Origin of the sequence: Flavitalea sp. (assembly GCF_035489435.1) — a bacterium.
Classification (GTDB): Bacteria; Bacteroidota; Bacteroidia; order Chitinophagales; family Chitinophagaceae; genus DATHKG01.
The window spans coordinates 1-26,819 of the sequence record NZ_DATHKG010000169.1; the positions used below are offsets into that span (position 1 = coordinate 1).

The 26,819-nt window shown below is 42.7% G+C and carries 22 protein-coding genes; 3 read left to right on the forward strand and 19 right to left on the reverse strand.

What is annotated here, in order from left to right; all coding sequences use genetic code 11:
* Positions 1 to 166: 166 nt before the first annotated feature.
* Together VK664_RS26885 and VK664_RS26890 are read right to left on the reverse strand one after the other, a co-directional pair.
* On the reverse strand, positions 167 to 1,336 hold the full coding sequence (locus VK664_RS26885; RefSeq protein ID WP_461401821.1) for an O-succinylhomoserine sulfhydrylase: 1,170 nt from the start codon (positions 1,334 to 1,336) through the stop codon (positions 167 to 169).
* A gap of 412 nt (positions 1,337 to 1,748) precedes the next feature.
* Positions 1,749 to 2,192, reverse strand: a complete 444-nt coding sequence (locus VK664_RS26890; RefSeq protein WP_461401822.1) for an OsmC family protein — start codon at positions 2,190 to 2,192, stop codon at positions 1,749 to 1,751.
* Positions 2,193 to 2,257: 65 nt separating this feature from the next.
* Here VK664_RS26890 and VK664_RS26895 point away from each other — a divergent pair, with 65 nt between their 5' ends.
* Positions 2,258 to 3,283: a homoserine O-acetyltransferase family protein gene (locus VK664_RS26895; RefSeq protein ID WP_461401823.1), complete on the forward strand. Its 1,026-nt coding sequence runs from the start codon at positions 2,258 to 2,260 to the stop codon at positions 3,281 to 3,283.
* 220 nt (positions 3,284 to 3,503) lie between these two features.
* Here the strand turns inward: VK664_RS26895 and VK664_RS26900 are convergent, their stop codons facing one another.
* The 10 genes from VK664_RS26900 to VK664_RS26945 all read right to left on the reverse strand — a co-directional run bounded on the left by VK664_RS26900 (position 3,504) and on the right by VK664_RS26945 (position 17,437).
* Positions 3,504 to 5,009, reverse strand: coding sequence for a TSUP family transporter (locus VK664_RS26900; protein ID WP_461401824.1), 1,506 nt, complete (start codon positions 5,007 to 5,009; stop codon positions 3,504 to 3,506).
* 289 nt (positions 5,010 to 5,298) lie between these two features.
* The gene (locus tag VK664_RS26905) at positions 5,299 to 6,795 is read right to left on the reverse strand and encodes a hypothetical protein (protein WP_461401825.1); all 1,497 of its coding nucleotides are present in this window, start codon (positions 6,793 to 6,795) and stop codon (positions 5,299 to 5,301) included.
* A 108-nt stretch (positions 6,796 to 6,903) separates the two neighbouring features.
* On the reverse strand, positions 6,904 to 8,586 hold the full coding sequence (locus tag VK664_RS26910; protein WP_461401826.1) for an NADPH-dependent assimilatory sulfite reductase hemoprotein subunit: 1,683 nt from the start codon (positions 8,584 to 8,586) through the stop codon (positions 6,904 to 6,906).
* Between the two features lie 202 nt (positions 8,587 to 8,788).
* Positions 8,789 to 10,513 carry a diflavin oxidoreductase gene (locus tag VK664_RS26915; protein WP_461401827.1) on the reverse strand — a complete coding sequence of 575 codons (1,725 nt, stop codon included), beginning with the start codon at positions 10,511 to 10,513 and terminating at the stop codon, positions 8,789 to 8,791.
* The gene (cobA, locus tag VK664_RS26920; protein WP_461401828.1) at positions 10,497 to 11,354 is read right to left on the reverse strand and encodes a uroporphyrinogen-III C-methyltransferase; all 858 of its coding nucleotides are present in this window, start codon (positions 11,352 to 11,354) and stop codon (positions 10,497 to 10,499) included. Before cobA ends, VK664_RS26915 begins: the two co-directional genes overlap by 17 nt.
* 47 nt (positions 11,355 to 11,401) lie before the next feature.
* Complete coding sequence (locus tag VK664_RS26925; RefSeq protein ID WP_461401829.1) at positions 11,402 to 12,232, reverse strand: serine O-acetyltransferase; 831 nt, start codon at positions 12,230 to 12,232, stop codon at positions 11,402 to 11,404.
* 105 nt (positions 12,233 to 12,337) lie between these two features.
* Entirely contained in the window at positions 12,338 to 13,579 is a 1,242-nt protein-coding gene (locus tag VK664_RS26930; protein WP_461401830.1) for a sulfate adenylyltransferase subunit 1, read from the reverse strand.
* A gap of 166 nt (positions 13,580 to 13,745) precedes the next feature.
* Positions 13,746 to 14,654 (reverse strand): sulfate adenylyltransferase subunit CysD, encoded by a 909-nt coding sequence (gene cysD / locus VK664_RS26935; protein WP_461401831.1) that lies wholly within the window; start codon positions 14,652 to 14,654, stop codon positions 13,746 to 13,748.
* A gap of 61 nt (positions 14,655 to 14,715) precedes the next feature.
* Complete coding sequence (locus VK664_RS26940) at positions 14,716 to 15,441, reverse strand: phosphoadenylyl-sulfate reductase (protein ID WP_461401832.1); 726 nt, start codon at positions 15,439 to 15,441, stop codon at positions 14,716 to 14,718.
* A 748-nt stretch (positions 15,442 to 16,189) separates the two neighbouring features.
* A complete protein-coding gene (locus tag VK664_RS26945; protein WP_461401833.1) occupies positions 16,190 to 17,437 on the reverse strand; it encodes a cation:proton antiporter in 1,248 nt (415 codons plus the stop codon).
* A gap of 101 nt (positions 17,438 to 17,538) precedes the next feature.
* Here VK664_RS26945 and VK664_RS26950 point away from each other — a divergent pair, with 101 nt between their 5' ends.
* Entirely contained in the window at positions 17,539 to 18,753 is a 1,215-nt protein-coding gene (locus tag VK664_RS26950) for an FAD-dependent oxidoreductase (protein ID WP_461401834.1), read from the forward strand.
* Positions 18,750 to 19,592: a glycosyltransferase gene (locus VK664_RS26955; protein ID WP_461401835.1), complete on the forward strand. Its 843-nt coding sequence runs from the start codon at positions 18,750 to 18,752 to the stop codon at positions 19,590 to 19,592. The genes VK664_RS26950 and VK664_RS26955 overlap by 4 nt, the downstream gene beginning before the upstream one ends.
* A gap of 119 nt (positions 19,593 to 19,711) precedes the next feature.
* Here VK664_RS26955 and VK664_RS26960 read toward each other — a convergent pair whose 3' ends face one another.
* The 7 genes from VK664_RS26960 to VK664_RS26990 form a co-directional block, all read right to left on the reverse strand.
* Positions 19,712 to 21,082 carry a Gfo/Idh/MocA family protein gene (locus VK664_RS26960; protein ID WP_461401836.1) on the reverse strand — a complete coding sequence of 457 codons (1,371 nt, stop codon included), beginning with the start codon at positions 21,080 to 21,082 and terminating at the stop codon, positions 19,712 to 19,714.
* Between the two features lie 428 nt (positions 21,083 to 21,510).
* Positions 21,511 to 21,756, reverse strand: a complete 246-nt coding sequence (locus tag VK664_RS26965) for a hypothetical protein (protein ID WP_461401837.1) — start codon at positions 21,754 to 21,756, stop codon at positions 21,511 to 21,513.
* Positions 21,757 to 21,797: 41 nt separating this feature from the next.
* Positions 21,798 to 22,124: a hypothetical protein gene (locus VK664_RS26970; protein WP_461401838.1), complete on the reverse strand. Its 327-nt coding sequence runs from the start codon at positions 22,122 to 22,124 to the stop codon at positions 21,798 to 21,800.
* 65 nt (positions 22,125 to 22,189) lie between these two features.
* The gene (locus VK664_RS26975) at positions 22,190 to 22,744 is read right to left on the reverse strand and encodes an L-lactate permease (protein WP_461401839.1); all 555 of its coding nucleotides are present in this window, start codon (positions 22,742 to 22,744) and stop codon (positions 22,190 to 22,192) included.
* A gap of 113 nt (positions 22,745 to 22,857) precedes the next feature.
* Positions 22,858 to 23,922, reverse strand: coding sequence for a 3-isopropylmalate dehydrogenase (gene leuB / locus VK664_RS26980; RefSeq protein ID WP_461401840.1), 1,065 nt, complete (start codon positions 23,920 to 23,922; stop codon positions 22,858 to 22,860).
* A 69-nt stretch (positions 23,923 to 23,991) separates the two neighbouring features.
* Complete coding sequence (locus VK664_RS26985) at positions 23,992 to 25,275, reverse strand: MFS transporter (RefSeq protein WP_461401841.1); 1,284 nt, start codon at positions 25,273 to 25,275, stop codon at positions 23,992 to 23,994.
* Positions 25,276 to 25,320: 45 nt separating this feature from the next.
* Positions 25,321 to 26,808 carry an NAD-dependent succinate-semialdehyde dehydrogenase gene (locus VK664_RS26990; protein WP_461401842.1) on the reverse strand — a complete coding sequence of 496 codons (1,488 nt, stop codon included), beginning with the start codon at positions 26,806 to 26,808 and terminating at the stop codon, positions 25,321 to 25,323.
* Positions 26,809 to 26,819: the final 11 nt, after the last annotated feature.

Consider the following 26,819-nt stretch of genomic DNA (forward strand, 5'->3'; position numbering starts at 1 on the left):
ATGAAAAGGGCCATACAGTACCAGACTCACCAGTGAACTCAAAAGGTCCATTGGGGTAAATGGTATCACTGCATGTGGCTTTTTCACAAAGTTATTAATAAGGTGATATCGATGAAACCGATCGAAGACTCACCACTCACACTCATCACTCATCACTCATCACTCATCACTCATCTAAAGCTTGTTGAATATCATTAACAATGTCATCAACATACTCCAGTCCTACCGAGATTCGGATAAGCCCGGGCGTTATATTTACTGCAAGTCTTTCTTCTTCGCTCAGCTTTGCATGAGTTGTACTTGCAGGATGTGATGCAATAGTCCGGGTATCTCCGAGATTGGCAGTTAGCGATAACATTTCCAGGCTGTTAAGGAAGTTTCTTCCAGCCTCCAGGCCACCCTTCAATTCAAAACAAACAATTGCGCCGCCGGTGCTCATTTGTTTTTTTGCAATTTCATATTGTGGATGAGAGGGCAGATGGGGATATTTGAGCCAGCTTATTTTTTCATTTTTTTCGAGCGCCAGGGCTAGTTTAAGTGCATTCGATGCATGACGTTCCATACGTACATCCAGGGTTTCCAGGCTTTTGCTTAATACCCATGCATTGAAGGGCGACATGGCCGGACCAGTACTACGGCAGAAAAGATATAATTCTTTTATGAGGTCTTTTCTTCCAACAACTACACCTCCCAATACCCTGCCCTGTCCGTCCATCCATTTTGTAGCGGAATGCAACACGATATCGGCGCCATAGTCGATGGGGCGCTGGCAAACGGGAGTTGCAAAGCAGTTGTCAACGTTGAAAATCAGGTTATGTTCCTTTGCTATTTTGCCAACCAATTCAAGATCTACAATATCGAGACCCGGGTTTGTCGGGGTTTCGAGATAGATCATCTTTGTATTCGGCCTTACCGCAGACTGCCATTCTTGGGCAGTTGCTGAAGTGGGAATGTATGTATATTCAATACCGTAACGGGATAGGTATTTTGTAATAATTGTATGCGTGCTGCCGAAGATCGCATTGCATGATAACAGGTGATCGCCCTGCTTCAGGAACGCCATAAAAGTGGCAAATACCGCGCTCATGCCTGATGCTGTGGCGTGACCCGCTTCTGCACCTTCAAGAGCACAAACACGGTCCACAAATTCTTTAACACTCGGATTACTAAACCGGCTGTAGATATTATCATCGGTTTCATCAGCAAAAGCTGCCCGCATCTCTTCTGCATTGTCGAACACAAAACTACTGGTAAGGAACAAAGGGCTCGAATGTTCCATTTCATTGGTTCTCTCTGTCTGGGTTCTTATTGCTGTTGTGATTGGGTGCTGCTTCATTTATCTCAAAAATTTTAATAGGACTGAACATTAATAAGCCCGAACGCATAATAATAGCCACAGTTACGATATAATAGCCACAGTTACGATAATCCGGACGGCATCTTTTATTATGGTTTCGATGATTAACCTGGGGCATCTATTCTGGTCTCGATGTTTAACCTGGGCGCCTGGGCTGCAGGTTATTTATTTCAATTCACTGATTTATTTACTGAGCTGATTTTCCATTAATTACCGAGGTAGTATTTACCGAGGTTGTATTTGCCTAAGTTGTATTTGCCTAAGTTGTATTTGCCTGGGTTATATTTAACGATCTTGTATTTACCGAGGTTGTATTTACATAGAATTGTATTTGCCTACGTTATATTTAAAGACCTTGTATTTACCGGGCCAGTAATTACCGAGCTGGTATTTACTGACCTTTTTTCTCAACTCCATGGTTGATACGCACTTCCCATTTCAGCTCGCATCCTGCAAGTCGAAGTGTTTCAGCCACAGAGCAGTATTTATTCATGGAAAGTTCACAGGCGCGTTTTGCCTTTTCAGGATCAATGGTGCCAGTAAGATTGAAAACAAGGTTTACATGTTGCCACAATGATGGTTCCACACCCGCCTGGCGGTCGCCTTCAATTTGAGCACTGAAACCCTGCACATCCTGCCTTTGTTTACGTAGTATAGATATAATGTCAATACCGCTGCAGCCTCCAAGCCCAATCAGCAACAATTGCATTGGCCTGTTCCCAAAATTTTGCCCACCTGTTTCCGGGCTGGTATCCATTCGCACAATGTGACCATTACTGTCCCGGGCCTCAAAACCATAATCACCATTTACCCGCTCAATGTCGATTTTTATCATCTCAAAAATTTTTACAAATGTAATTCATGCAGGCGTTTACTTTGCATTTGAAAAATTTTTAGCATTTGTCGACGCAATACTTTCATTATCACCAGCCTTTCAAGCTGGAGTGTGGGGAAACACTGCCAGGTCTTACGATAGCATATCATGCATATGGCCACCCAAACACCGACGGTAGCAATACCGTTTGGGTTTGCCATGCTCTGACTGCAAATTCGAACGCATCTGAATGGTGGCCAGGAGTTATCGGGGCTCACGGAATCATCAAACCGGCTAATTATTATATCATTTGCGCCAATATTCTGGGTTCGTGTTATGGTACCACCGGGCCAGCAAGCATAAATCCTGCAAATGATCTGCCCTGGTATGATGATTTTCCGCTGATAACTATACGGGATATGGTAAGGGCTCATATTCTTCTTCGGGAACATCTTGGTATTGAAAAGATTCACCTGTTGATGGGTGGAAGTATGGGTGGTTACCAGGCTCTTGAATGGTGCGTCATGGAAAAGGCCAGGATTGAAAATCTATTTCTACTGGCAACATCTCCTGCCGAAAGCGCCTGGGGAATAGCCATTCATGCAGCCCAGCGGCTGGCTATCGAAGCAGACGTTTCTTGGAAAGAACATAAACCAAAAGCAGGTCATAAAGGAATGAAGGCCGCCCGGGCCATAGGTATGCTTACCTATCGCAATTACGGAATTATGGTTGCGAAACAATCAGATTCGGATCATGATAAACTGGATAATTACCGTGCTGCATCATATATTGAATACCAGGGAGAGAAGCTGGCAAACCGCTTTCATGCATATACTTATTGGTTACTCACAAAAGCGATGGATACACATCATCTTGCCCGTGACCGTGGCGGGGACCTGGTAAATGTTTTACGAGGCATCAGCCAGCGTACACTTATAGTTGGTATCACCAGCGATATTCTTTGTCCAATGCATGAACAGATCTTCCTGGATCAACACATACCCGGGTCGGTAATGGTTGAGATTGATTCAGCTTATGGGCACGATGGATTTATGGTAGAAGCCGACAAGATAGGCGCTGTGCTAAAGACCTGGCTGCCGATTAAAAGTTGATTAAAGAAAGTTATGAATGATGAGTGATGAATTATGAGTGAGTGGTGAGTTATGAGTGGAGTGGCAATTGGCGAGTGTTGGGTTGTGAGAGTGAAATATCGACAATTGGATGCTATTTTAATTGATTTTACAACCCCGATAGGGGTTGATTTCGCATAGCCCGGGGTGAAACCCCTGGTTTTCGATTAGTGAACCGGATTTTATCGGGATGAAAAGTTGTTTAGAATAAGCTCCAGATAATTTTAAGGCTCCAGATAATTACCAGTACTCCAACCAGGATAAAGGATGTTTTTCTTGGAAGTTTACCGGTAAGTTTTGCAGCGAGTGGAGCGGCCAGCAGTCCGCCAATAATCAAAGCAACAATTACCTGCCAGTGTGATACACCAAGCAATGTAAAAAACGTAAACGCACTCGCAAGCGTTACAAAAAACTCTGTAATGCTTACTGTACCTATCACAAACCTTGGGCTGCGCCCCTTGGTGATTAGTGTCGTTGTAACAATCGGACCCCAACCACCTCCGCCGAATGAATCGAGAAACCCACCTACTCCAGCCAGCAAGCCATGGCGCTTAAATTTTTTCTGGGCTTTCTGAGCACGGAATGCGTTAACCAGTATTCGGATCCCTAAAAACAAAGTATATACTGCCATGACAGGCCTGAGATATTGTGCATGTGTTGATCCAAACTTACTAAGCAGTATTGCGCCAAGAACAGCTCCTACAACACCAGGTATGATTAGTGCTTTGAATAGCTTTTTATTTACGTTCCCAAATTTATAATGGCTGTATCCTGAAGCACCGCTTGCAAACATCTCGGCAGTATGTATACTTCCGCTTATGGATGCGAGATTAACTCCGGCTGATAACAGGATCGTCGCAGAAGTGACACCATAGCCCATTCCCAGGGCACCATCCACCAGCTGGGCAAGAAAACCTGCCAATACCATCCAGTGAAAGTTTTTGTCTAAGGTCTTGTAATAATTAGTGGCATCATCCGCCATCGTTTGCAGAGGCAGGTAAGAGAAAATAAAATGTCCGATAAGCATCAGGGCAAATCCAAGCAGGGAATAAGTAGCAATTTTACGCCAACGATTAGATTTATCTGCAATATCTTTATCAACCAAACCCTGGGTTAGCTCATTGAGTTTTTTAACCTTATATTCAAAATTACCATTGAGTTTATTCCGAATGGCATGCAAATTATCAATTACGGCATCCAGCTGATCGGGAAGAGCCTGTTGTAAAACTTCTTTGATTCGTTTGGCTGCAGTGGGTGATTTACCATTGGTCGAGATCGCTATTTTCAGGTTTCCTTTCTGAACGATGGAACCGAGGTAAAAATCACAGAGATCCGGTGTATCCGCAACGTTTACCAGCAATTTTTGTTCTTTAGCAAGATTCCGGATATGGCCACTGACCTGTTTATCATTTATTGCCACAACGACAAGGTCAGCTCCCTCAAGATCTGAAGTCTCAAAGGGTTTTTCAAATAGGCTAAGGCCTTCATGTGAGCCTGCAACCGCACGAACTTCGGAAGAAATATGTATTGCGACCAGGCGGATTTTTGTTGCAGGTGCATTAGCCAGGAGGGCATGTAATTTTTCAAGGCCGACTTTACCGCCGCCGACCAGCAGAACATTTAATTGTTCCAGTTTAAGAAACACCGGGAAAAGGGGGTTCTTTTCGTGCCCCAAGGCCTTCTCTAATGTTTCAGTTTTGTTCTGCATAACAATTGCTCTTTCTTTTTAATACCAACCGGGCTTTAATACCGACCGGGTTTACCGGAACCGCAGCAAAAGTAAGGTATTCCCTACTTTATTGGTAGACTATTGTTTATATTTTATTTACCATTGTTAATGATAAGTTATCACATGGATTAATACCATTGTTAATCCCATTGTTAATGATAAGTTCTTATCTAAGTTATCGCCATTATTAATGATAAGTGATTTCCCAGGTTATTACCATTGTTAATGATAAGTTCATGCTTAAGTTGTTACCATTGTTAATGGTTGGTTATATGCGACTTTCCCGATCTGGTAATTTTGTATAAACCCGCTCCAGATACCAGTTGAAGGCTTTGATTGATGGAAATACAACCAGGTTTTCTATACCATTCTTTTTTAACAACCAGGCTGTTTTTCCAGCCGGTGAAGCATGTAAAACTCCTGGATTCACAAATTCACGGCAGGCTTGATATTGCTGATAACTTGTCCAGAACACCACTTCAGCTGCTTCCATTCTTTTTAAGATTTCCGGTGGCATGGATGGAATCAGTTCATAAGTACCTGTTGCAGACCATCCATCGATCAACCATTGGTTTGCGCTGTCGGAATTGGTTAATATATTCACAGAATCCTTGTCAATCCCGGTAAAAACTCCCGTCCAGGCTTTTGTCAATGTCTCCAGCCCAAGTCCGTCGGCACTACCTTCCACCCATACACCTTTTTTGGCCAGTTCAAACCAGGTTTTAGTACCTGCTGCCCAAACCCGGCGACCAGCTAAATGGATAACAAGTCTTTCATTGTGTATTGATTTATGACTGGCGATAAAACAGACCGGCTTAGCAGGAACCTTCTCATCATTGAGATAATTGTAGCGAAAGAAATCCTTCATGTAGTTTGTAGTGGACAATATCTTTTTGCCCACAGGCAAAGCTGCATCCATCTTCCATATTTCGTTTGTCCGCTGCTGGTCAGGACCGGCCAGATAGGTAAACGGAGCTAAAGGCAAATTCATCCTGAAAACTCCATATGATGCCCTGAAAACTTCATATGATGCGGGGACATTTTGAATCAGCGCAGGAACTTTTTGGATCAGCAATAAAGCTTCTGCCAAATAATTTTCAATTGATTGAACATCGCCTGAATGCTGAACTGCATCTGCTAAAAGAGATTTTCCGTTTTTTAAAATTAATCCGGTAGTAGCCTGGTAAATGTTGGGGGGACATTCAAACAATGGCAGAACCATATGTTTCAGCTTCCTTGTGGTGGCATTGCCGGCCTCGTTGAGATCGGCAAGTGGCAGGATTGCAATGTCAATCCGGCCATCAAACAAGGCAGTCAAACGGTCATCAAAACCGTGATCATCCCCTATCGCCATGAACGTATAGGGTATAGTACGCAGGGGTAAAGCTGCTGATAAAAAATTCGCGACCATCTGTGCCTGCCATTCGAAATCTGCCGCAATTGTTAAAGGGTATGTTGGTGTATACTGTTTACCGAAATAAACAGGTTCAATGGAAGGACTAAACAATGCGACCAATCTCCTTTCGTGCTGTTTTGAAATCAGCACGGTGAGATGTTTTTCTCTCAATTCGTTAAAATCTTCGCGTCCTGATATAAGTATTGCATCAGCGTCACCTGCTTGCAACTGTACATAACCGTTAGTAAATGCAGATTTCTGCAGCCATTGTACAGGCAACCCGGCATTCGCTGCAAGCGCATTATAAAAGCTTATCTTTTTACGGGCAGGTGTTGAATCTTCATATAATATAGTGAATACCTGCTCCATTATTTTTTAGGGAATTAACTATCCTTGTTATTATACCCATGGCCACTGTCCTTGTTATTAAACCCAGGACTTAAGGTCCCGGCTTTAAACCCATGGCTAAGGTCCTGGTTATTTAACCCATGACTTACGCCTTGAAAAATCACCAAAAGATTCATCGGCCATTTTCTCTTCATGAAAGATCCCGAATAAATAATCAAGCTCGGTTAATATTGCTGATTCATCAAGGCTTTCCTTATAAATCTTATTCAGACGTAATCCCTGGTTGTCCCCACCAAGGTGGAGATTATACCTGCCGGGAGCCGTACCTACAAACCCGACTTCGGCATTATAGGGTCGGGCACAACCATTAGGGCAGCCGGTCATACGGATGATGATGTCTTCCTGGCCAAGCTCATACTTTTCCAGGATCGGTTCTATTTTAGAAATCAATGATGGCAAGTACCGTTGACCTTCAGCCAAAGCGAGCGGGCAGGTTGGCAATGCCACACAGGCTATTGAATTTTTACGCACATTAGAACTTTCTTCCGTGAGTTTAATCACTCCATAGGTTGCAAGGATCTCTTCAACCGCCGCCTTATCTTCCTCTTTTACATCGCTTACAATCAGGTTTTGGTTAGAAGTGAATCGAAAGCTGGCCTTACCGGTTTTTGCAATCATAAGCATTGCGGTTTTGGTCGAAGATTTCTCATCATCTAATACCCTGCCGTTTTCAACCAGCAGCGTATAATACCACAAACCTTCATGATTTTTCTGCCAGCCATACAAATCCTTGCGATGCGTGAAGCTGTATGAAGCAGGCTCACCCAGTTTAAACCCGATCCTTTTTTCGAGCTCTTCGCGGAACCTGTCAACACCAAGCTTATCCACTGTATATTTTAACCTCGCCAGTTTACGGTCGCTACGGTTTCCAAAATCGCGTTGCACCGTCAACACTTCGTAAACAGCTTTAAGGGTTTTCTCTTCTGTATCGGTGAAACCAATTACCGTACCCAAACGCGCATAGGTATCCGGGTTACCATGGGTGGTTGAGAGGCCACCTCCCACTGCTATATTGAACCCTTTAAGTTCATTGTTCTCAATAATGGCAATAAGGCCAAGATCGTTGGCAAGTACATCGACATCATTATTGGGAGGGATAGCAAGACCTATTTTGAATTTCCTCGGCAGGTACTTGTCCAGGTATAATGGATCCTCTTCGTCTTTTTTATCGGCTATCTTTTCATCGTCCAGCCACACTTCATAATAAGCGCGGGTTTTTGGCATCAACATCGTACTGATCTTGTCTGCATAATCAAACACCTCTTTATGGATGGGCGACTCCCGCGGATGTGAAGTGCAGACAACGTTCCGGTTAATATCACCGCATGTGGCAATCGAATCGAGCTTTGCCTTACTGAAAGCCTGTATTGTGGGACGAACATTCGCTTTAATAACACCATGCAGCTGCAAAGTCTGGCGCGTTGTGATCTTTATCACCCCAGTACTGTTTTCGCCTGCAATATCATGGGTGGCAATCCACTGATCCGATGTCATAAACCCACCGGGAAGACGCAGGCGTATCATAAATGAATACAAACGATCGAGTTTCTTCGCAGCCCGCTCCTCGCGGCGGTCACGATCATCCTGTTGATACATACCATGAAACTTCACCACAGCTGTGTCATCTTCTGCAATGGCACCAGTTATTTCGTTTTCCAGGCTTTTTTCGATGGTTCCTCTAAGACCATCACTTGCTTTCTTTATTTTTTCAACCGAAGACTCGATATTAGAGGATTCTTTATTATCAGACATTTCAATAGAATTATGAGTGATGAGTTATGAGTGATGAGTTAGTGATGAGTTAGTGATGAGTTAGTGATGAGTTATGAGAGTGATGAATTAGACATGAGCCAGGATGAGCTAGTGGTGAGTGGCAGTTGTTTATAGTTCTACACTCATAACTATATCATTGAACAACTCTTTCATAACTCATAATTCATAACTCATAACTCTATTAATAGGTGTCTTTCAGGAATCGTCCCTGTTCTTTTAACTTTTCGAAATAATGAATGGCCTGATCTTCAGTCCGATTGCCATGCTGCATGATGATTTGCAAAACAGCAAGTTCAACATCAGCACTCATCGGCTCTTTTTTACCACATATATACACGTAAGCACCTGATTCAAGCCAGGAGAAAAATTCAGCACCGTGTTTCAGCATTTTATGTTGTACATATATTTTTTGTTGCTGGTCTCTTGAAAAAGCAACATTTAATCTTGTGAGTACTCCCGTCTCCACCCAATTTTGCATTTCAGTCTGGTAAAGAAAATCTGAAGCGAAATGTTGTTCCCCAAAGAATAACCAATTGCGGCCACTGGCCCCGATTGAGTCGCGTTCAGCCAGGAAAGATCTGAATGGAGCGATACCCGTTCCAGGCCCGATCATGATCACATCTTTTTCTTCAGAAGGCAATCTGAATTCACTGTTTTTGTGAACATAAAATTCCACTTCACAATCTATCGGCAACAACGATAAATGATCAGAGCACAAACCATATTTTGTTTCTTCATTGATGGTGAAGAAATCTTTAGCAACGGTGATATGAACTTCACCACTATGAGCTTCGGGTGATGATGAAATTGAATATAATCTTGGAGTGATCGGTTCAAGAATGCTGATAACTTCTTCAAACTGCTGGCTGTCCTGAACCGGATAAATTTTCAGGAGATCAAGCAAGCCAATTTTTGTTTCAGGGATTTCCTGTTTTACTATGCCAGAGTACTGTTTAACTACCCGTTCAGGCAGATAAGCAATATTTAACTTTTTCTGAAGCAGGTTGAAGACACTGTGTTTGCCGGTGCGGTGTTCGATTGATTTTTCGCGATCGACGCCGGTAAGGGAAACGATAGCTTCTGCAACAGGCAAATGATTGTAAGGCAAAATGCCAATAGAATCACCCGGTTTGTAATCGAGGTCCTCGGCGGCTATTTCAATATGATAAGTTTCCTTCGCAGAATCCCTGTCATTCAGATTTATATTGGTAAGGATAGTACCGTTATAAACCTTCCTGCCGGTTGATTTTTTTGTTGAAGCGGGTACCCTGATTTGAGCGGCACCCGGTTGAACAGCATTGGAATCCGGATCGCCGAGTTTATTAAGAACATTATGAAACCATGTATCTGCTTCTTCTTCATAGTCAACATCACAGCGCTGGAGATCAATGATGCGTTCACCACCCAGCCTGTCCAATTGGGTATCAACATCTTCACCTGCTTTGCAATACAATGGGTAAGAAGTGTCACCCAACGCAAGCACAGCGTATTTCATTTTATCCAGCTTGAATCCATTCTGATGAATATGATCATAAAATTTCTTTGCGGCTGCAGGTGGTTCTCCTTCACCCTGTGTACTGATCACTGCCAGGAAAAACTCTTCTTTTGGAAGATCATTCAAACGATACTGATCAAGGCTCACCAGCTTTGCATTTATACCGGCTTTTTTTGCTTTGCCGGCAAAATCCACAGCAAGCCTTTTTGAATTGCCGGTTTCGGTTCCATAAGCTATGGTGAATTTACCTTTTGGTGCTGCAACAGGAGTTGCAGAGCCACCAGTTCCGGTAACAGCAGAATCGTCCTGTGAAATCAAACCGGATATATATCCGTTGATCCAGATCAGCTCTTCTTTGCTGGCCAGTTTAACCAGCTGTAATAAGGTTTGTAATTTAGGCCCTGCCAGCATATCTTTTTGCTTTATCCTTGTTATCAGTTAATACCGTTGCGAGCTTAGCAATCGGGTTGAAATAATGTCCTGGTTGTTCATTATCCGGGAACCATGCAAAAGATGCATGCAGATTAACCACTTTCCCGATGATGATCAGCGATGGTGAAATAAATTTCTGGTATAGCTTTTCATCAACCTCGTACAGTCCGGAGATATAAACCTGTTGCATCGGTGTAGTAGCCTGTGCAATAAGCGCTATCTTTTTCCCTGGGTCTATATTATGCGAGCGGAGCTTTTGCACAATAGCAGGAGCAGCCTCACCCGACATATAAAACACTATGGTATCATTTGTATTAGCAAGGTCCTTCCAATAGTCTTCGGAAAGAATATCCGACTTATAATATGTCAGAAATCTTACGGCAGTTGAATATTCACGTGCAGTAAGTGGAATACCCGCATAAGCAGCTGCCCCGGAGGCCGCAGTAACGCCAGGAATAATTTCATATTCGATTTCATTGATAATAAGCTCCTGCAGCTCATCAAGAATGTTTGAGAAAAACGAAACATCTCCACCTTTCAAACGCACAACGAGTTTGCCCTGGCCCGCATATTCAACAAGCATGGAATTAATACTTTCCTGCCTGGTAGAAGTGCCACGGCCGCATTGTTTTCCTACATAAATGATCTCTGCATTCGGGTTCGCATGAGTGAGGAGGATTTCCGGACTCACGAGACGGTCAGTAAGAATTACTTCTGCAAGCTGCAGATATCTTGCAGCTTTCAGCGTAAGCAATTCAGGGTCACCAGGACCAGCCCCTGCCAGTATCACTTTCCCCTTTTTTAGTTGACGATCATTCATGAATGCTGTTTATAATTTCAGATAAAACTATCGATCGGTTCATCATATCAAATAAAACTATCGATCGGTTCATCAAAAGAGAATTGGTCCCTTTCTGCAATATCGCTCCTGTGGAATACAACAGAAGATTCAGGCACACTATAAGTGAGCCATACATTACCGGCTATTATGCTGTTTTTACCGACAACTGTTTCACCACCAAGAATGGTAGCACCGGAATAAATGATAACATCATCTTCAATGCTCGGATGTCTTTTTTTACCAGCTGTCTGGTTAGAACCACTAAGGGCACCTAGTGTTACACCCTGGTATATTTTTACATTGTTACCAATCTGAGTTGTTTCGCCAATAACTATACCTGTGCCATGATCTATAAAAAACGATTGCCCGATAGTTGCACCGGGATGAATGTCCACTCCAGTGCGGCTATGTGCATACTCGGTAAAAAATCTTGGCAATATCTTAAGCCCAAGTTTCCAGAGAATGTTTGACAACCTGTAAACAGTAATTGCATAAAACCCCGGATAGGCCATGATCACTTCTTCCAGCGAATCAGCAGCGGGATCATAGGTTTTGATAGCACCCGCATCCAGCAACAAAGCTTCGTAAGTAGCAGGAAGCTGCTGAAAAAACTGATCAGTTATCGATTGAATCTTATCTCCGTCTTTTACCATTTCGTAAATAAGACTGGACAGATGGCTCTTCAACGATTCAAACTCTCTTTCCAGATCCTGTTGTTGTAAACGATGATTACCCGGTAAAAACAAAAATGCAAAAAGATCATTTATAAACTTTTCCGAAAGTTCCTTATCAGGAAAAGCTAAAAAAGCCTTTTGCTTTTGAGTAAACAGTTTTTCAATAAAGTTTGTCGTCGCCATAGTCAAGGTTTCCGTATTAAGTAATGTGTAAAGTCTGAGTCAGTTTATGTTGAAAATATTCAATTTCATGTTGAACATATTCAATGAAATTCCAGGATAGCCCTTTTAATTAATCATACAGGCTCCCACTGTTACGTTACTTGTTTCATCGATTAAGATGGCTCCACCATGAACACGAAGATTCTTATATGAATCAAATGCCACCGGGGACGCAGTTCTTATCTTAGCACTTACTACCTCATTTAATCCAGCCTGGCTGATTTCAATATTCTTTTCAAGTGTATTCACATCAAGCTTGTAATTAATTTCCTTTACAACTGCTCTCACAACACGGCTGTTTATCTGCAATAAATATTTATTTCCGGGTATCAATGGTTTATTATCCATCCAGCAAAGAAACACATCAAGGTCCTGTGAAACTTCAGGATTTGAGCCCACTCCAACAATAACATCACCCCGACTTATATCAATATCGTCTTCAAGATGGATAATTACGCTTTGAGGAGCGAAGGCTTCTTCTACTTCGATACCACCTACTTCTATAGCCTTTATTTTTGAAGTAAGACCGGAAGGCTCAATGCTGACTACATCACCTTTGCGATAAATACCGCTAACGATTTTCCCGGCATAACCCCGGTAATCATGCAGATGTTCAACCTGCGGTCTGATAACATATTGAACAGGGAAACGCGGATGCACAAGATCTATATCATCTTCCAGTTTCACATTCTCGAGTAAGTGTAACAGTGATTCACCTTCATACCAATCCATCTTGGTCGAACGATCGACAATATTGTCACCATTCAATGCACTGATAGGGATATAGGTAATGTCTTTCAGACCAAGTGATTTCGCCACCTTTGCATAATCGATTGTTATATTGTTATAAACATCCTCAGAATATTCAACAAGGTCCATCTTGTTAATGGCAACAACAACATGTGGAATATTAAGCAATGAAGCAATTATGGAATGCCGGCGGGTTTGCTCAACCACCCCGTTGCGGGCATCAACAAGTATGATAGCGAGATCAGAATTAGAAGCACCGGTAACCATGTTACGCGTGTATTGGATATGACCAGGTGCATCAGCTATAATAAACTTCCTTTTTGGAGTAGAAAAATATTTATAGGCTACATCAATAGTGATTCCCTGTTCGCGCTCTGCTCTCAATCCGTCCGTAAGCAGTGCAAGATCAATCTCGCCATCCTGCCGGTTCCTGGTTTGTTTACCTATTGCTTCAAGCTGATCAATCAGGATAGATTTGCTATCATAAAGCAATCTCCCGATCAAGGTACTTTTGCCATCATCAACACTACCCGCAGTTATAAATCTTAATAAATCCATTTTATCTGATTGATGCTTTTTATTTTATTCTCCTGTTTAATTCTGCATTCAGTTTGAAAGCTCCATTTTAGCCGTTTGCCCGTTAGCCGCCTGCCTTTTGCCGTTTTGCCTTTGAGCCTTTTGCCTTTCAGCGGTTAGCCGGTTAGCCGGTTAGCCGTTTAGCCGTTTAGAAATATCCATTCTTCTTCCTGTCTTCCATTGCTGCCTCCGAGACCCTGTCATCAATACGGGTTTCACCGCGTTCGCTGGTTTTGGTAGCGATGATTTCAGTGATGATATCATCAATATTAGAAGCAGAAGATTCAACAGCCGCTGTACAGGTCATATCTCCAACGGTACGATATCTTACTTGTCTTGTTGATAATTTATCTGTGGGTTCGAGTTGAATAAATTCAGAAACAGCTACTAACTGACCTTCATGCTCAAGCACTTCACGCTCATGAGAAAAGTAGATAGATGGCAGCTCAATTTTTTCGCGACGGATATAATTCCAGATGTCAAGTTCGGTCCAGTTACTGATTGGAAAAACACGCACATTTTCACCTTTGTGAATACGGCCATTGTATATGTTCCAGAGTTCCGGTCTTTGTAATTTCGGATTCCATTGGCCAAACTCATCTCTCACAGAAAAGATCCTTTCTTTTGCCCTGGCTTTTTCTTCGTCACGGCGGGCGCCACCGATACAGGCATCGAATTTGAATTCTTCAATAACATCTAACAACGTGAATGTCTGCAGAGCGTTACGACTTGCAAATTTTCCTTTTGGCTCTGTAAGTTGTTTTGCCTTGATGGTATCCTCAACCTTGCGGACAACCAGCTTTTCGCCAATTGCTTCAACCATTTTATCACGGTAGCTGAGTGCTTCCGGAAAATTATGGCCTGTATCAATATGGACAAGCGGGAAAGGGAATTTTCCCGGTCTGAATGCCTTTAACGCAAGATGCACCAGCGTTATCGAATCTTTACCTCCGGAAAAAAGTAATGCCGGTCTCTCAAACTGCCCTGCAACTTCACGCATTACGTGTATTGCTTCTGATTCCAGCTGATCAAGATAATCTAAACGATGATTGGCCATGGTTATTTATATAATTGCCTTTGATACTAATTATAGCGCTTTCTTAATTTATTGCGCTTTCTTAATTTTTAGCGCTGACTTCGTGTAATCCGCATTCTTTCTTACTGCTGTCTTCCCACCACCATCTGCCTGCCCTGAAATCTTCCCCGGGTCTTACTGCGCGGGTGCAGGGAGCACAACCGATACTTATGAAACCCCGGTCGTGTAATGGATTATATGGAATTTCATTTTCAGCGATATAGTCTTTTACTTCCTGGGTGCTCCACAAAAGAAGGGGGTGGAATTTAAGCACCTGGTTACCTTCGTCCCATTCAATTGGTGCGAGATCACTCCGGCCTGCAGAATGTTCAGCCCTCAATCCGGTCACCCAAACCTCGTTGCCTGCAAGAGCACGTTTCAGTGGTTCCACTTTTCGTATATAACAGCAGGATTTTCGGTTGTCAACCGATTCATAAAAAGAGTTCGGCCCTTTGTTTTCAATAAAAGGTTCGAGCAGAATATTATCTGGATAATAAGCCTTGATAGTGGCATTATATTTTTCCCTGGTGTTGTTCCAAACGGAATAGGTTTCAGGAAACAGTCTGCCGGTGTCAAGAGTGAACACGCTTATATCAATATTATGTTTAAAAATCTCGTGTGAGATCAATTGGTCCTCGAAACTGAAGCTGGAAGAAAATGTAATCTTTCCAGGATATTTTGCGGCAAGAAAACCCAGCGCATCCTTTATGGAAAGTCCACTAATCTGGTGGATTAAGGTGTCAATGTTCTCGGTAGTTGTGTTGTTCATAATTCTGTAATAATTGATCAGGAAATGATTTGTTGCAATCGTAGATGATTGGTCAACAGCGACAACAGCACAACTTGCCGGACTCGGCCTTAATATGTAAATGAGGAGTGATCATAATACCAAACTTTTACTCTACCAGTTGAATAGACAAATATAAGACGCAGCGCGATAAAAAAAAAATCCGGAGCCAGATTATGGCGTCTTTAACATTAGAGAAATACTAACGAATGTTTGTTTTTACAGGAGAAAGCAAAAAAAAATCCCATCCCGCACGTGCGGGATGGTTTTTCTTAGATGGACTTCATCGTTTTCAAAGGTACGGTCAGAAACGGGTTGAGGGTTAATGTGTTTTCAAAAGGTGTTAATCACGGATTTGGTTAGGACTGTCCCGTACGTACGGGATGGACTGGTTTTCTTGGATCTGGATTGGTTTTCTTTGGATTCGGACTGGTTTTCTTGGATCTGGATTAGTTTTCTTTGGATTTGGATTCGGACTTACTTTGATGAAACAAATATCATCCACAAATCCACGTTCTGCAAGCTTTTTGGAATAGTTAAAAATAAATTAAAAAAGAACACTTGAACCCGGTAAGCAAATGTACTTAGCTATACATATACACATATGCTTCGGCTACATTGAATTCAGCGGGCAATTCGGGAAAGTATGCTTACTTACCCGTCCTGGTACAGAAAATTTTCGACCCACGAATCAGGGTTTCGCCGGTGAAGCATCTTCAACACCCTGTTTTCAGGCGATAATCTCGGTATCATCAGGCAGTTCTTCCTCAAGCTTTTTCAGAAAAAATCCGGCAGTTGTACCATGAATGATGATAGAAATCAGGATGATAAATGCCACCAAAGACCATAACTCATCTTCCTGTCCAAATTTGGCAACGGAATAAGCAAAAACCAGGTAATAAACCGAACCGACGCCCCTGATCCCGTAAAATGCAATGATCACTTTTTCTTTTATATGCAAACGGGATCCGATAAGACTGAGATAGGTAGCCACAGGCCGGATTACAAAAATGAAAATAATCCCGGCCAGCACCATTTTCCAGTTAAGATGGTCAAGGATACCGTTCACAAGTGTACCTCCAAACAGGATAAGCATAATACCCACGAGTATACGCTCAACCTGTTCTGAAAATTCATGGAGTCTTTTGTGAAATTTATGATCACGTTCATAATCGCGAATCGCGAGTCCCGCAATAAAAACAGCTACAAAACCATAACCATGTATCAGTTCGGTGAAGCCGTAAACCAGCAGGGTGGCCGCGATTGAAACAAATCCGTCCCTTGTTTCCAACATATTATTTTTCCTTGGCAACCCAAAAATCAGGAAAGCTACCAGCCGCCCAACCAATATCCCGGCAACTACAGCTATCCCAAACTTGTAAAGAAGATGATTGAGCGCCCAATCAGTAAAACTTATTTCAGACCCTGAACTCATGCCGACCCAAACAATAGCCAGCCAGACAAATGGGAAAGCGATACCATCATTAAAACCAGCTTCTGCAGTGAGGGAAAATTTTACATTATCCCTGGTGTCTTCATGAGGTGCCCCTACCTGCACATCTGTGGCAAGCACGGGATCCGTAGGAGAAAGCACGGCTGCTATCAATAGAGCAATCACAGGGCTAAAGTCAAGGAAATACACGCAAACTGCCATCATGGCGCCTATGCAGAGAAACATATTTATTGATACAAGCCTGAAAGGGACTTGCCAGGTTTTGAAATTAAATTTCTGATCAATCTTTAACCCGGTACCCATTAAGGAAACGATTACAACGAGTTCAGTCAGGTGTAGTGTGACCGTATTATTTGATTTGAGGTCTGGTTTTGGCAAAAAATCGAGAAAATAATACAGCAAACAACCGAAAGCAACGTATATAACGGAGTAAGATACCCGAAATCGTTCAGTCATCGCGGGCATCCACGCCATAGCGAGGATCGCGATACCAATAATTATCAGTATAACAACTTCTTGGTGCATTCTTTCAGTTCAGAGCATCAAACCTTGAACCAGCAATCGAAACCCGGTCGATCTGCCGCAAGACATTTGATTTTGCGATTTAAATGACTATTTTGTTTTATATGGAAAAAAAAGTCGTTATAATGGGAGCTGGCATACAAGGAATTTGCTGTGCCCTCGCCCTATCCAACCTTGGCTTCAATGTAACGATTCTTGACAAGTCTTCCGAACCTTTATTAAGGGCAAGCCTGAGAAATGAAGGCAAGATTCACCTGGGTTTTATTTATGCAAATGATAAGAGTTTCAGGACCGCATCACTGATGCTGAAGTCTGCTTTAAACTTTTCACCATTGATTGAAGACTTCCTTCAAACAAAGATCGATTGGAATCCCCTCAGATCCCGCAAGTTTAACTACCTCATACTGCAGGATACCATGTTATCCGAAAAAGAAATTACCAACCACTATTGTTATCTTCAGGAAGAATATGAAAGGATGCACGAACCGCATATGCACTATCTCGGCACAAGCCCGGAGCGATTATGGACCGACTCAAATTTACATTTGCCTCAATTGAACCACGACATTGTACAAAGATGTATCCCGACAGAGGAACTGGCTATTAACCTGCCACTGTTTCGCGAACTTCTCCTTACGGAACTGGGTAAACGAAGTAACATCACTTTTTTGGGTAATCATTGTATAAAGGAGATTCAAAAGAAAAGCTGGGGTTACCAGGTAACTGGTACAAAAACCGGGGCGCCGGACTGGAAAATAGATGCGGAAAAAGTAGTCAATTGTCTTTGGGAAAATCGCCTTTATTTCGATCAGCAACTAGGTATTCTACCTGCACGAAAATGGGTTTATCGTCTGAAGCACCGGATACTTGGAATTCCTACACCCAAAATCGCGGCATTGAGTTCCTTTACCTGTGTATTGGGGGCTTTCGGCGACCTTGTTAATTATGATAATCATTATTCTTACCTGTCCTGGTATCCTGAATGTATGACAGGCTGGTCATCAGATATTACTACTCCGGAAAGCTGGGAAGCGGCCTGCGACGGACGAATCCCGGATACCGCAAACAAAGATTGGGTTGCCAGGGCAATAGCAGGGATGGATAATATAATACCGGGGCTTAAAGAGCTTGATGTAAAAGAACTTGATGGTGGAATCATTTTTTCCTGGGGCAAAACGGACATTGATGATGTGAATAGCGAACTTCACAAGCGCTTTGATATAGGGATCCATGATGCGGATGGTTACTATTCAATCGATACAGGTAAGTTTACTTCAGCCCCATACTTCGCTAACAACCTCCAAAAACTTTTTGTATGATCAATGTGATCAACGATCAACCATCGCTAACGCTTTTATTTCCACTCTACAGGTCAAAACAATTTATAGACAATCTGAGAAAACATTTTAACCAGGTAACCAATCCGCGATTCCATATTATTGTTTCAGACAGGCATTGTCACGATGATTGTTTGCAGGTACTTAAAGCAGAATTTGCTCATGATAAACGATTCTCTTTCCACGAAGCCACCGATGGTATAAAATGGGTGGACCATTATAATTTTCTCATCAGGAAAGTCACCGGCAAGTATTTTTCATTTGTGCCTCATGATGATAATTATCACCCTGATTATTTTAACATATTGGTAAACGAAATGGAGCAGAAACCTTCAGCTGTGATGGCTTTTTCTGAAATGTTCGTTGCAGGGGACAATGATTGGGTACCTGACTATACGATATTCCGTGGTAATTATGTTTATCCTTTCAGCCCGAAAGAATATTTCAGGTTTTTATACAGCAATATTATCGGAGTTGCTTTTCGTGGAGTATTCAGATCTTCTACCGTTCAAAATGAAAATTTGCTGATCAGAGAAAACGCGCAGGTAACCATGTATCAGGACTATTACTGGATCTTTGCATTGCTTGAACGCGGCGATTTTATTTATACAGAGAAAACATCCTGCACAAAATTATTTCGTAAAGATGGCGCGAGCGGTAAATGGGATTACACAAAATTCTTCAAGAAAAATAAAGCAGCCCGGAAGATCCTGTATACTTACACTTTTGCAAGTCCGCTCCCACTTCTTACGAAATGGAAAATTTATACGGGACTCGAGTCGAGAGTGTTGAAGGTGAGGCTCACTAAAAAACTGCGATAAGAGAGATATGAATTATGAGTTATGAATTATGAAACAAGTTATGAGTGAGTTAAGAAATCTTGAATTCATAACTCATGATTTCTTAACTCACTCATAATTCATAATTCATAATTCTGTTCCTACACTTTATTCGGAACAACATATCCTTTTCTGTAATCTCTGGTTAACATAGCGTCAGCCTCGTTGTCTTTCACAAATTTTTCAGCTTCGCCATTAAAGGTCAACCCTCTGCCGAGACGGTAAGAAATATTGGCCAACAGTGGTAATGCAGAAGAATGGTAACCTTCATTGATATCGCAATGTAAAGTTTCATCGTTACCTGCACGGATGCCGTCTAAAAAGTTCGCATAGTGATCAGTTCCTCCCGGAGGCGCGAGGAATGTTGGATCTGCGGTTCGTTTTTCGGCTGTTTTTGATGTTGCAAACGGTTCTTTTTCTTCTTTACGGAATGCTTTCCAGTTGCCGCCATCCAGTTCGAGATATCCATTTGTGCCATAGAATACATTGCCTATGCGAATGCCAGTACCGGACTCGTCATTAGTGTATCGGCCACGGGTTTCAAATTCGAGCATCTTACCATCTTTGTATTTGAAAACCGAGGTTTGGGTATTCGGCGTTTCCTGTGAACATTCAGCGGGATTTATTCCAAAGATTCCACCCATTGACATTACAGATACAGGATGTTCGTTTTTGTTCAGTCCCCAACGGGCAACGTCAAATTGGTGTGGTCCCTGGTTGCCGGTATCACCGTTGCCGGTAGCCCAATGCCAGTGCCAGTTATAGTGAACACGTTTTTCATTGTATGCACGCATTGGGGCAGGACCCAGCCAGCGTTCGTAGTGTAATGTTGCCGGTGCTTCTGAATCTTTTACGATTCCGAATGAAGCGCGGGGTTTGTAACATAGTCCCCTGGCCATATAAACATCTCCAATACCACCTTCGTGCAAAAATTTCATCGCATCCATCACATTACTGATAGACCTGTTTTGGAATCCTACCTGTACACGCACCTTGTATTTGCGTGCGGCTTCGATCATTTTTCTTCCTTCGAAAATATTATGACTTGCAGGTTTTTCAACATATACATGTTTACCGGCCTGGCAGGCGAGTATTGTTCCCAATGCATGCCAGTGATTCGGTATAGCAAATGAAACTGCATGGATCTCTTTGTCCGCAAAAACCTTGTTCATGTCCCAGGTAGTTGAAGGTGTACCACCACCCTTATCAGCTACCGATTTGAGTGCCTTTGCCCATTCCTGCTCATCTGTATCACAGAGCGTTCTGATCTGAACGTTACGGTTGTCTTTGAGCTTGCACCAGCTGTTGATATGAGTTCCCCCTTGTCCGCGAACACCAATCACTGCGAGATTAATACGTTCATTTGAACCAATAATTGAAGCATAGGATTTAGCGGAGAATCCCAAACCACCGATCATGAGGCCCGCACTGCCTTTTAATGTTTGTTTAATAAAGTCTCTTCTTTCTGTCATATGGCGTTAATTTAATAAAGCATTTTTTAGAAGTTTTGGCGAACGGTTGAATATACAAAATAATTCAATCGCGGTTCGAAAAGGGAGATTAAGAAACCGCAATCGATTGCGTAATTGATAAACACTATTGAGTATTTGCGAGACCAGAGGTGATTTTAAAAGTATAGAGTTTGCACGAGATTGTGCCTGGTTTATAAATACAGAAAAAGTTAAACAGGTATTATTTGCTTAAGTAATTACAGATTTGAATTACAGATTTGAGTTACTAAAACTATTGATTCTCCCGGATATGAATGATCAGTCCGGGCAATCCTTTCCAATATATATGACTATAACCATTGAGCTCGTGATAAAGAGCACCAGGTAGTTCAGCGGCGTATCTTTCAGCGTGGTGCGGGGGATATCGGATTTAAAAGGCAAGTTATGTCTCAGTCAACTGTTTTTTCACTCAATAAAGACGTTTTCAAATCAAGGTTATCGGTAATCCTGATGTTATTTTTTGAAAATTCATCGATGTATAAGGTTATGCGATTCCGGGCAACATTCAGATCCACATTGTTCAAATTAATATTGAGCAGGTCGATAAACCAGGGTAATTTAATTTTATTTAGAACATAAGTTCTTGTTATTTCCAACGAAACCGGAAGAGTCGTAGTTTTAGAATTCTCATGCACATCCCTGTTGTTTGCTTGTAATAGCTTACTATATTCTTCCTTTAATATTCTTCCTTTAATATTCTTTCAAACAATAATGCGGTTAATAATTCTCCCTGTAAAGTCCCTGTTTCCGCGTCATCTTCCGTAAGCGTTGCACCTTTATGTATCCACTCCCAAAGGATGCTAAGCCTTATCTCACCAGTTGCCATATCTTCCATCAAATAAAGAACATTGTCATTGCCAAAATAATCAGCGCCTTTAAGCGCAGCAGCTTGCATCCCCTGGCCGAATGCGTTGCCATACTGCAATGCAACGCTTACCAGGTTCCTGGCTCCTTTAACCGTAGTGGGCCACCCATTTACCACTTGCTCCTTCGCGTTCTTCACGTTCTGCTCCGGCAACTGCTTTTCGTATACTATTCGTAACTCCTTCCTTTGAACCCACCGGGATATTAGGTTCCACCCCGCCCGGCCATAATGTTGATCAGGTAAAATGGCACCAGTACCGACAAAACAGGGAGCGTTCTGCCGACCATTTGTGAGATGGTTATTTCAGGAATGTCAGATACCTGTGAAGCAATAATGATAGGCGTACCAACTGCTCCGAATGCCACAGGCGCTGTATTAGCCACCAGGCAAATACCGGCAGCGTAAAGCGAGTTGAAGCCAAGGCCAACCAACATTGCCGCGGTGATAGCCACAGGCGCACCCATTCCCGCGGCGCCTTCCAGGAACGCCCCGAACGAAAATGCAATCAACAGCGCTTGTAACCGTCGGTCAGGCGTGATGGAACCCATAAAATTTTTGATGATCTCGAACTGACCGCTCTTTACCGTGATATTATATAAAAACATCGCCCCGATAATGATCCAGCAGATAGGGAAAAGGCCATACAACATTCCGTGAAAGGTTGAAAGTAATGCCATCTGAACAGGCATGCCATAAATTAAAACGGCCAGTAACAAAGCGATCCCAACGGTTAATACGCTGGCGATATAACCTTTCATTTTTTTGATAATGAGAGCCCAAAAAATAAACAGGATCGGAATGGCAGCAACCAAAGCTGACCATGCAGTGGGTCAATCACATGGGTCCATTTCATTATTACATATATTTTAGCTTACAGATACTCAATTACTTTTTGTCCCATTTCTCTTGTACCGAGTATCTTGTTTGAATCTGAACCTGTATTAGCAATATCGGCGGTTCTGTATCCGTCTTTCAATACCCTTCTTATTGTATCGATCAGTAGACCGGCTTCTTTTTTTAATCCGAAACTTATTTCGAGCATCATCGCCACAGATAAAATGGAAGCTAACGGGTTCGCTTTATTCTGCCCTGCAATATCATGTGCAGAGCCATGTATCGGTTCGTAAAAACCGGTGCCGTCGCCAATGGAGGCTGATGCAAGCATACCCATAGACCCGGCAATCTGCGATGCTTCATCTGTGAGGATGTCACCAAATATGTTCGATGTAACAACTACATCAAACTGGCGGGGATTTTTTATCAGTTGCATTGCGGCGTTGTCGGCGAGCATGTGAGTTGTTTCAACGTCGGGATAATTTTTTGCAACCTCTTGCATAACTTCCCGCCATAACCTTGAACTTTCAAGCACATTTGCCTTGTCTACCGAGCAAACCTTTCTTCTCCTTGTACGCGCAGCTTCAAATGCTTTGACCCCGATCCGTTCCACCTCATATCGGTGGTAGATCATTAAATCAGAAGCCATGTCTTTAGTTCGCTGTTTTTCTCCGAAATATGCATCCCCGGTGAGTTCCCTGAAAAAGAGTATATCAGTACCCTTTATTACTTCAGATTTTATGCTTGACACGTCCAGTAATTCATCAAAAAGAATGATCGGTCGCAGGTTGGCATATAAACCCAGCCCTTTCCTGATTCCCAGCAATCCACCTTCTGGTCTCACTTTGAGCGTGGGATCGTTATCGTATTTTTCGTGGCCCACTGCACCAAACAGAATGGCGTCGCTTGCTTTTGCTTTATTTAGTGTTTCTTCAGGCAGTGGATCTCCTGTTTGTTCTATAGCCGTATGTCCCATCAACCCTTCGTCGAAACTAAAATTAAAGTGATTTTTTTGAGCAATTGCTTCAAGTACCGCTTTTCCTGCAGAAGTAACTTCTTTACCAATGCCATCACCCGGGATAATCAATATTTTCTTATTCATTTATTTTATTCATTAGAGCATTAGTGAGATCATTCACTTATTTCAATATTCTTATTCAATTTTAAATATTCAATCCACGTTCATCACACTGGTTTGTTTCAATTTTGGTGCGATAGGAGCCTTCGTTGCATCCTCGATAAAATCAAGGTCCTTTCCAAATGTCTCTTCCATCCCCCATAGGCCCAGTAAAGCTGTACAAATCGCCAGGGCACCTACAATTCCGGCACCGTTAATCATCCCAAACTGTTCCCGGAAGTACAGGAAAAGCGGGGTCATGAGAATAACACTTCCACGTACGAAATTAGGTACCGTTGTGGCAACAGTAGCCCGCAGGTTGGTGCCGAACTGTTCGGCAGCGATAGTAACAAACAGCGCCCAATAGCCCGCGGCAATCCCCAAACCAACGCAAACAGCATAAAAAATCACGTCGGACCGAAAAGGAACAAACAGGTAAACCGCAACCAGGACCGTAGCAAGTGAGATATACAACATCACAACTTTTTTACGGCTCCTGAAGTATTGGCTTAGTATTCCACTGGAAATATCGCCGATGACCAGCCCGATGTATTCCCACATCACCGCTTTGCCCGCCACTATTGGCTCATTAAGATGAAGTGCCTTCCCAAACTCAGGTGAGAACGTCATCAGGATGCCGGCAACAAACCAAACGGGTATGCCGATCAAAACACATCGCAGGTATTTAAAGAATTTTTTCGAGGAGATGAACAGGTGGAAAAAGTTACCACGCGATACCGCTTTGTCTTTTACTGTAGTAAAAATGCCTGATTCAAAAACATTTACCCGCATCACCAGTAAAAGCAATCCTAATCCACCTCCTATGAAATATGATACGCGCCAGGTAAAATTCTCGGTAATAAAATAAGCAAGTACGGCACCTAACATACCTACACCAGCCACAAGTGATGTGCCGTACCCCCGGATCTCCTTGGGCAAAACTTCAGCAACCAGGGTAATGCCGACACCCAGTTCACCTGCCAGGCCAATACCTGCGATAAATCGCATAAGCGCATACTGGTTTACGTTAGTTACGAAACCATTTGCCACATTCGCCAGTGAATAAATTAGAATTGATCCGAACAATACTGAGATCCGGCCTTTTTTATCGCCCAGGATCCCCCATAAAATTCCACCTATCAGCAACCCGCCCATCTGCATATTGATCAGGTAAACACCATCGCCTAATAATCCCGATTCTGTGACACCGAGATCTTTCAAACTTTGAACCCTTACAATACTAAATAACAGGAGGTCGTAAATATCTACGAAATAACCCAGGGCGGCTACGATAACCGGGATCTTCATCAACTGCCGCATCGTGGAAGGTTGGTTCATAATTTATTGTTGAAGTTTTAAGTTGGATCTACTTGCTGTTAGTTGTTATTTAATGCCTCCAAAACACAAATACTTGATCTCCATAAAATAGTCCATTCCATATTTGGAGCCTTCACGGCCAATACCGGACTCCTTAACTCCTCCAAACGGAGCAAGCACGGTTGATATCAATCCTTCATTGATACCTACCATTCCGCACTCAAGGGCCTCCGCAACCCGCCAGCACCGTGAGATATCTTTACTATAGAAATAGGAAGCCAGGCCAAACTCAGTGTTGTTCGCCATTGCTAATACTTCTTCTTCCGTACTGAACCGAAACACCGGTGCCACCGGTCCAAAGATTTCTTCGTTAGCAAGTATCATATCACTATTGGCCCCGGCGAGCACTGTGGGCTGAAAGAACAGTCCTTCAAGTGCCTCGCCACCCTGCTTTACTACGGCACCTTTAGTAATGGCATCCTGAACATGCTGTTTAACCTTATCAATCCCTTTCTGATTAATCAGGGGACCCACCTGCACGTCTTTATCCATCCCGTTACCAACCTTTAATGCAGCAACGGCAGTGGAGAATTTACTTACAAACTCATCATAAATTCCGTCTTGCGCATAAATCCTGTTGACGCAAACACAGGTTTGTCCGCTATTCCTGAATTTGGAAATGATAGCTCCATTTACGGCAGCATCTATATCCGCGTCATCGAACACAATAAACGGAGCATTGCCACCCAATTCGAGGGACAGTTTTTTTAGTGTGGATGCGCATTGTTTCATAAGGATCTTACCAACGGGTGTTGAACCGGTGAAAGATATTTTCCTGACTTTTTTATTTTCACAAAACTCTTTTCCTATTTCGCTGCTGTTTGTCGTGGTAATTGTATTGTAAACACCGGGAGGAAACCCGGCTTTTTCTGCGAGGTATGCGATGGCAAGGCCTGTAAGTGGGGTTTCTGATGGCGGTTTAACAATCACGGGACTACCGGCAGCCAGGGCGGGGCCTACCTTCCGGGTGATCATGGCTAAAGGAAAATTCCATGGTGTGAGTGCAGCCACCACACCAATGGATTGTTTTATCACTACCAGTCTCCTGTCTTTAGTATGTGCTGGAATTACATCTCCATAGGTCCGTTTTGCTTCCTCAGCAAACCATTCAACAAACGACGCACCATAATCTACTTCTCCCAGGCTTTCACTTAACACTTTGCCACATTCCAGCGTCATGATGGTCGCTAGTTCTTTTTTGTTTTCAAGGATCAATGCATACCATCGCTTCAGTAAGTCTGCGCGCTGCCCGGCAGTAAGATCACGGTATGCCGGCCATGCATTGTTAGCTGCATCGATTGCTTTACGAACATCATCAACATTCATGTCGGGGATAGAGGCCACCAGTTCCCCCGTTGCCGGATTGGTTACATCGAATTTTTTTCCTGTCTCAGCGTCAACCCATTTCCCGTTCACAAAACATTTGGTCTTTATAAGGCCGGGGATGTCGGTTTTTTTCTCTTTTGAATAAGTATTGAAATCAAATACCGTCATAACATTTATAA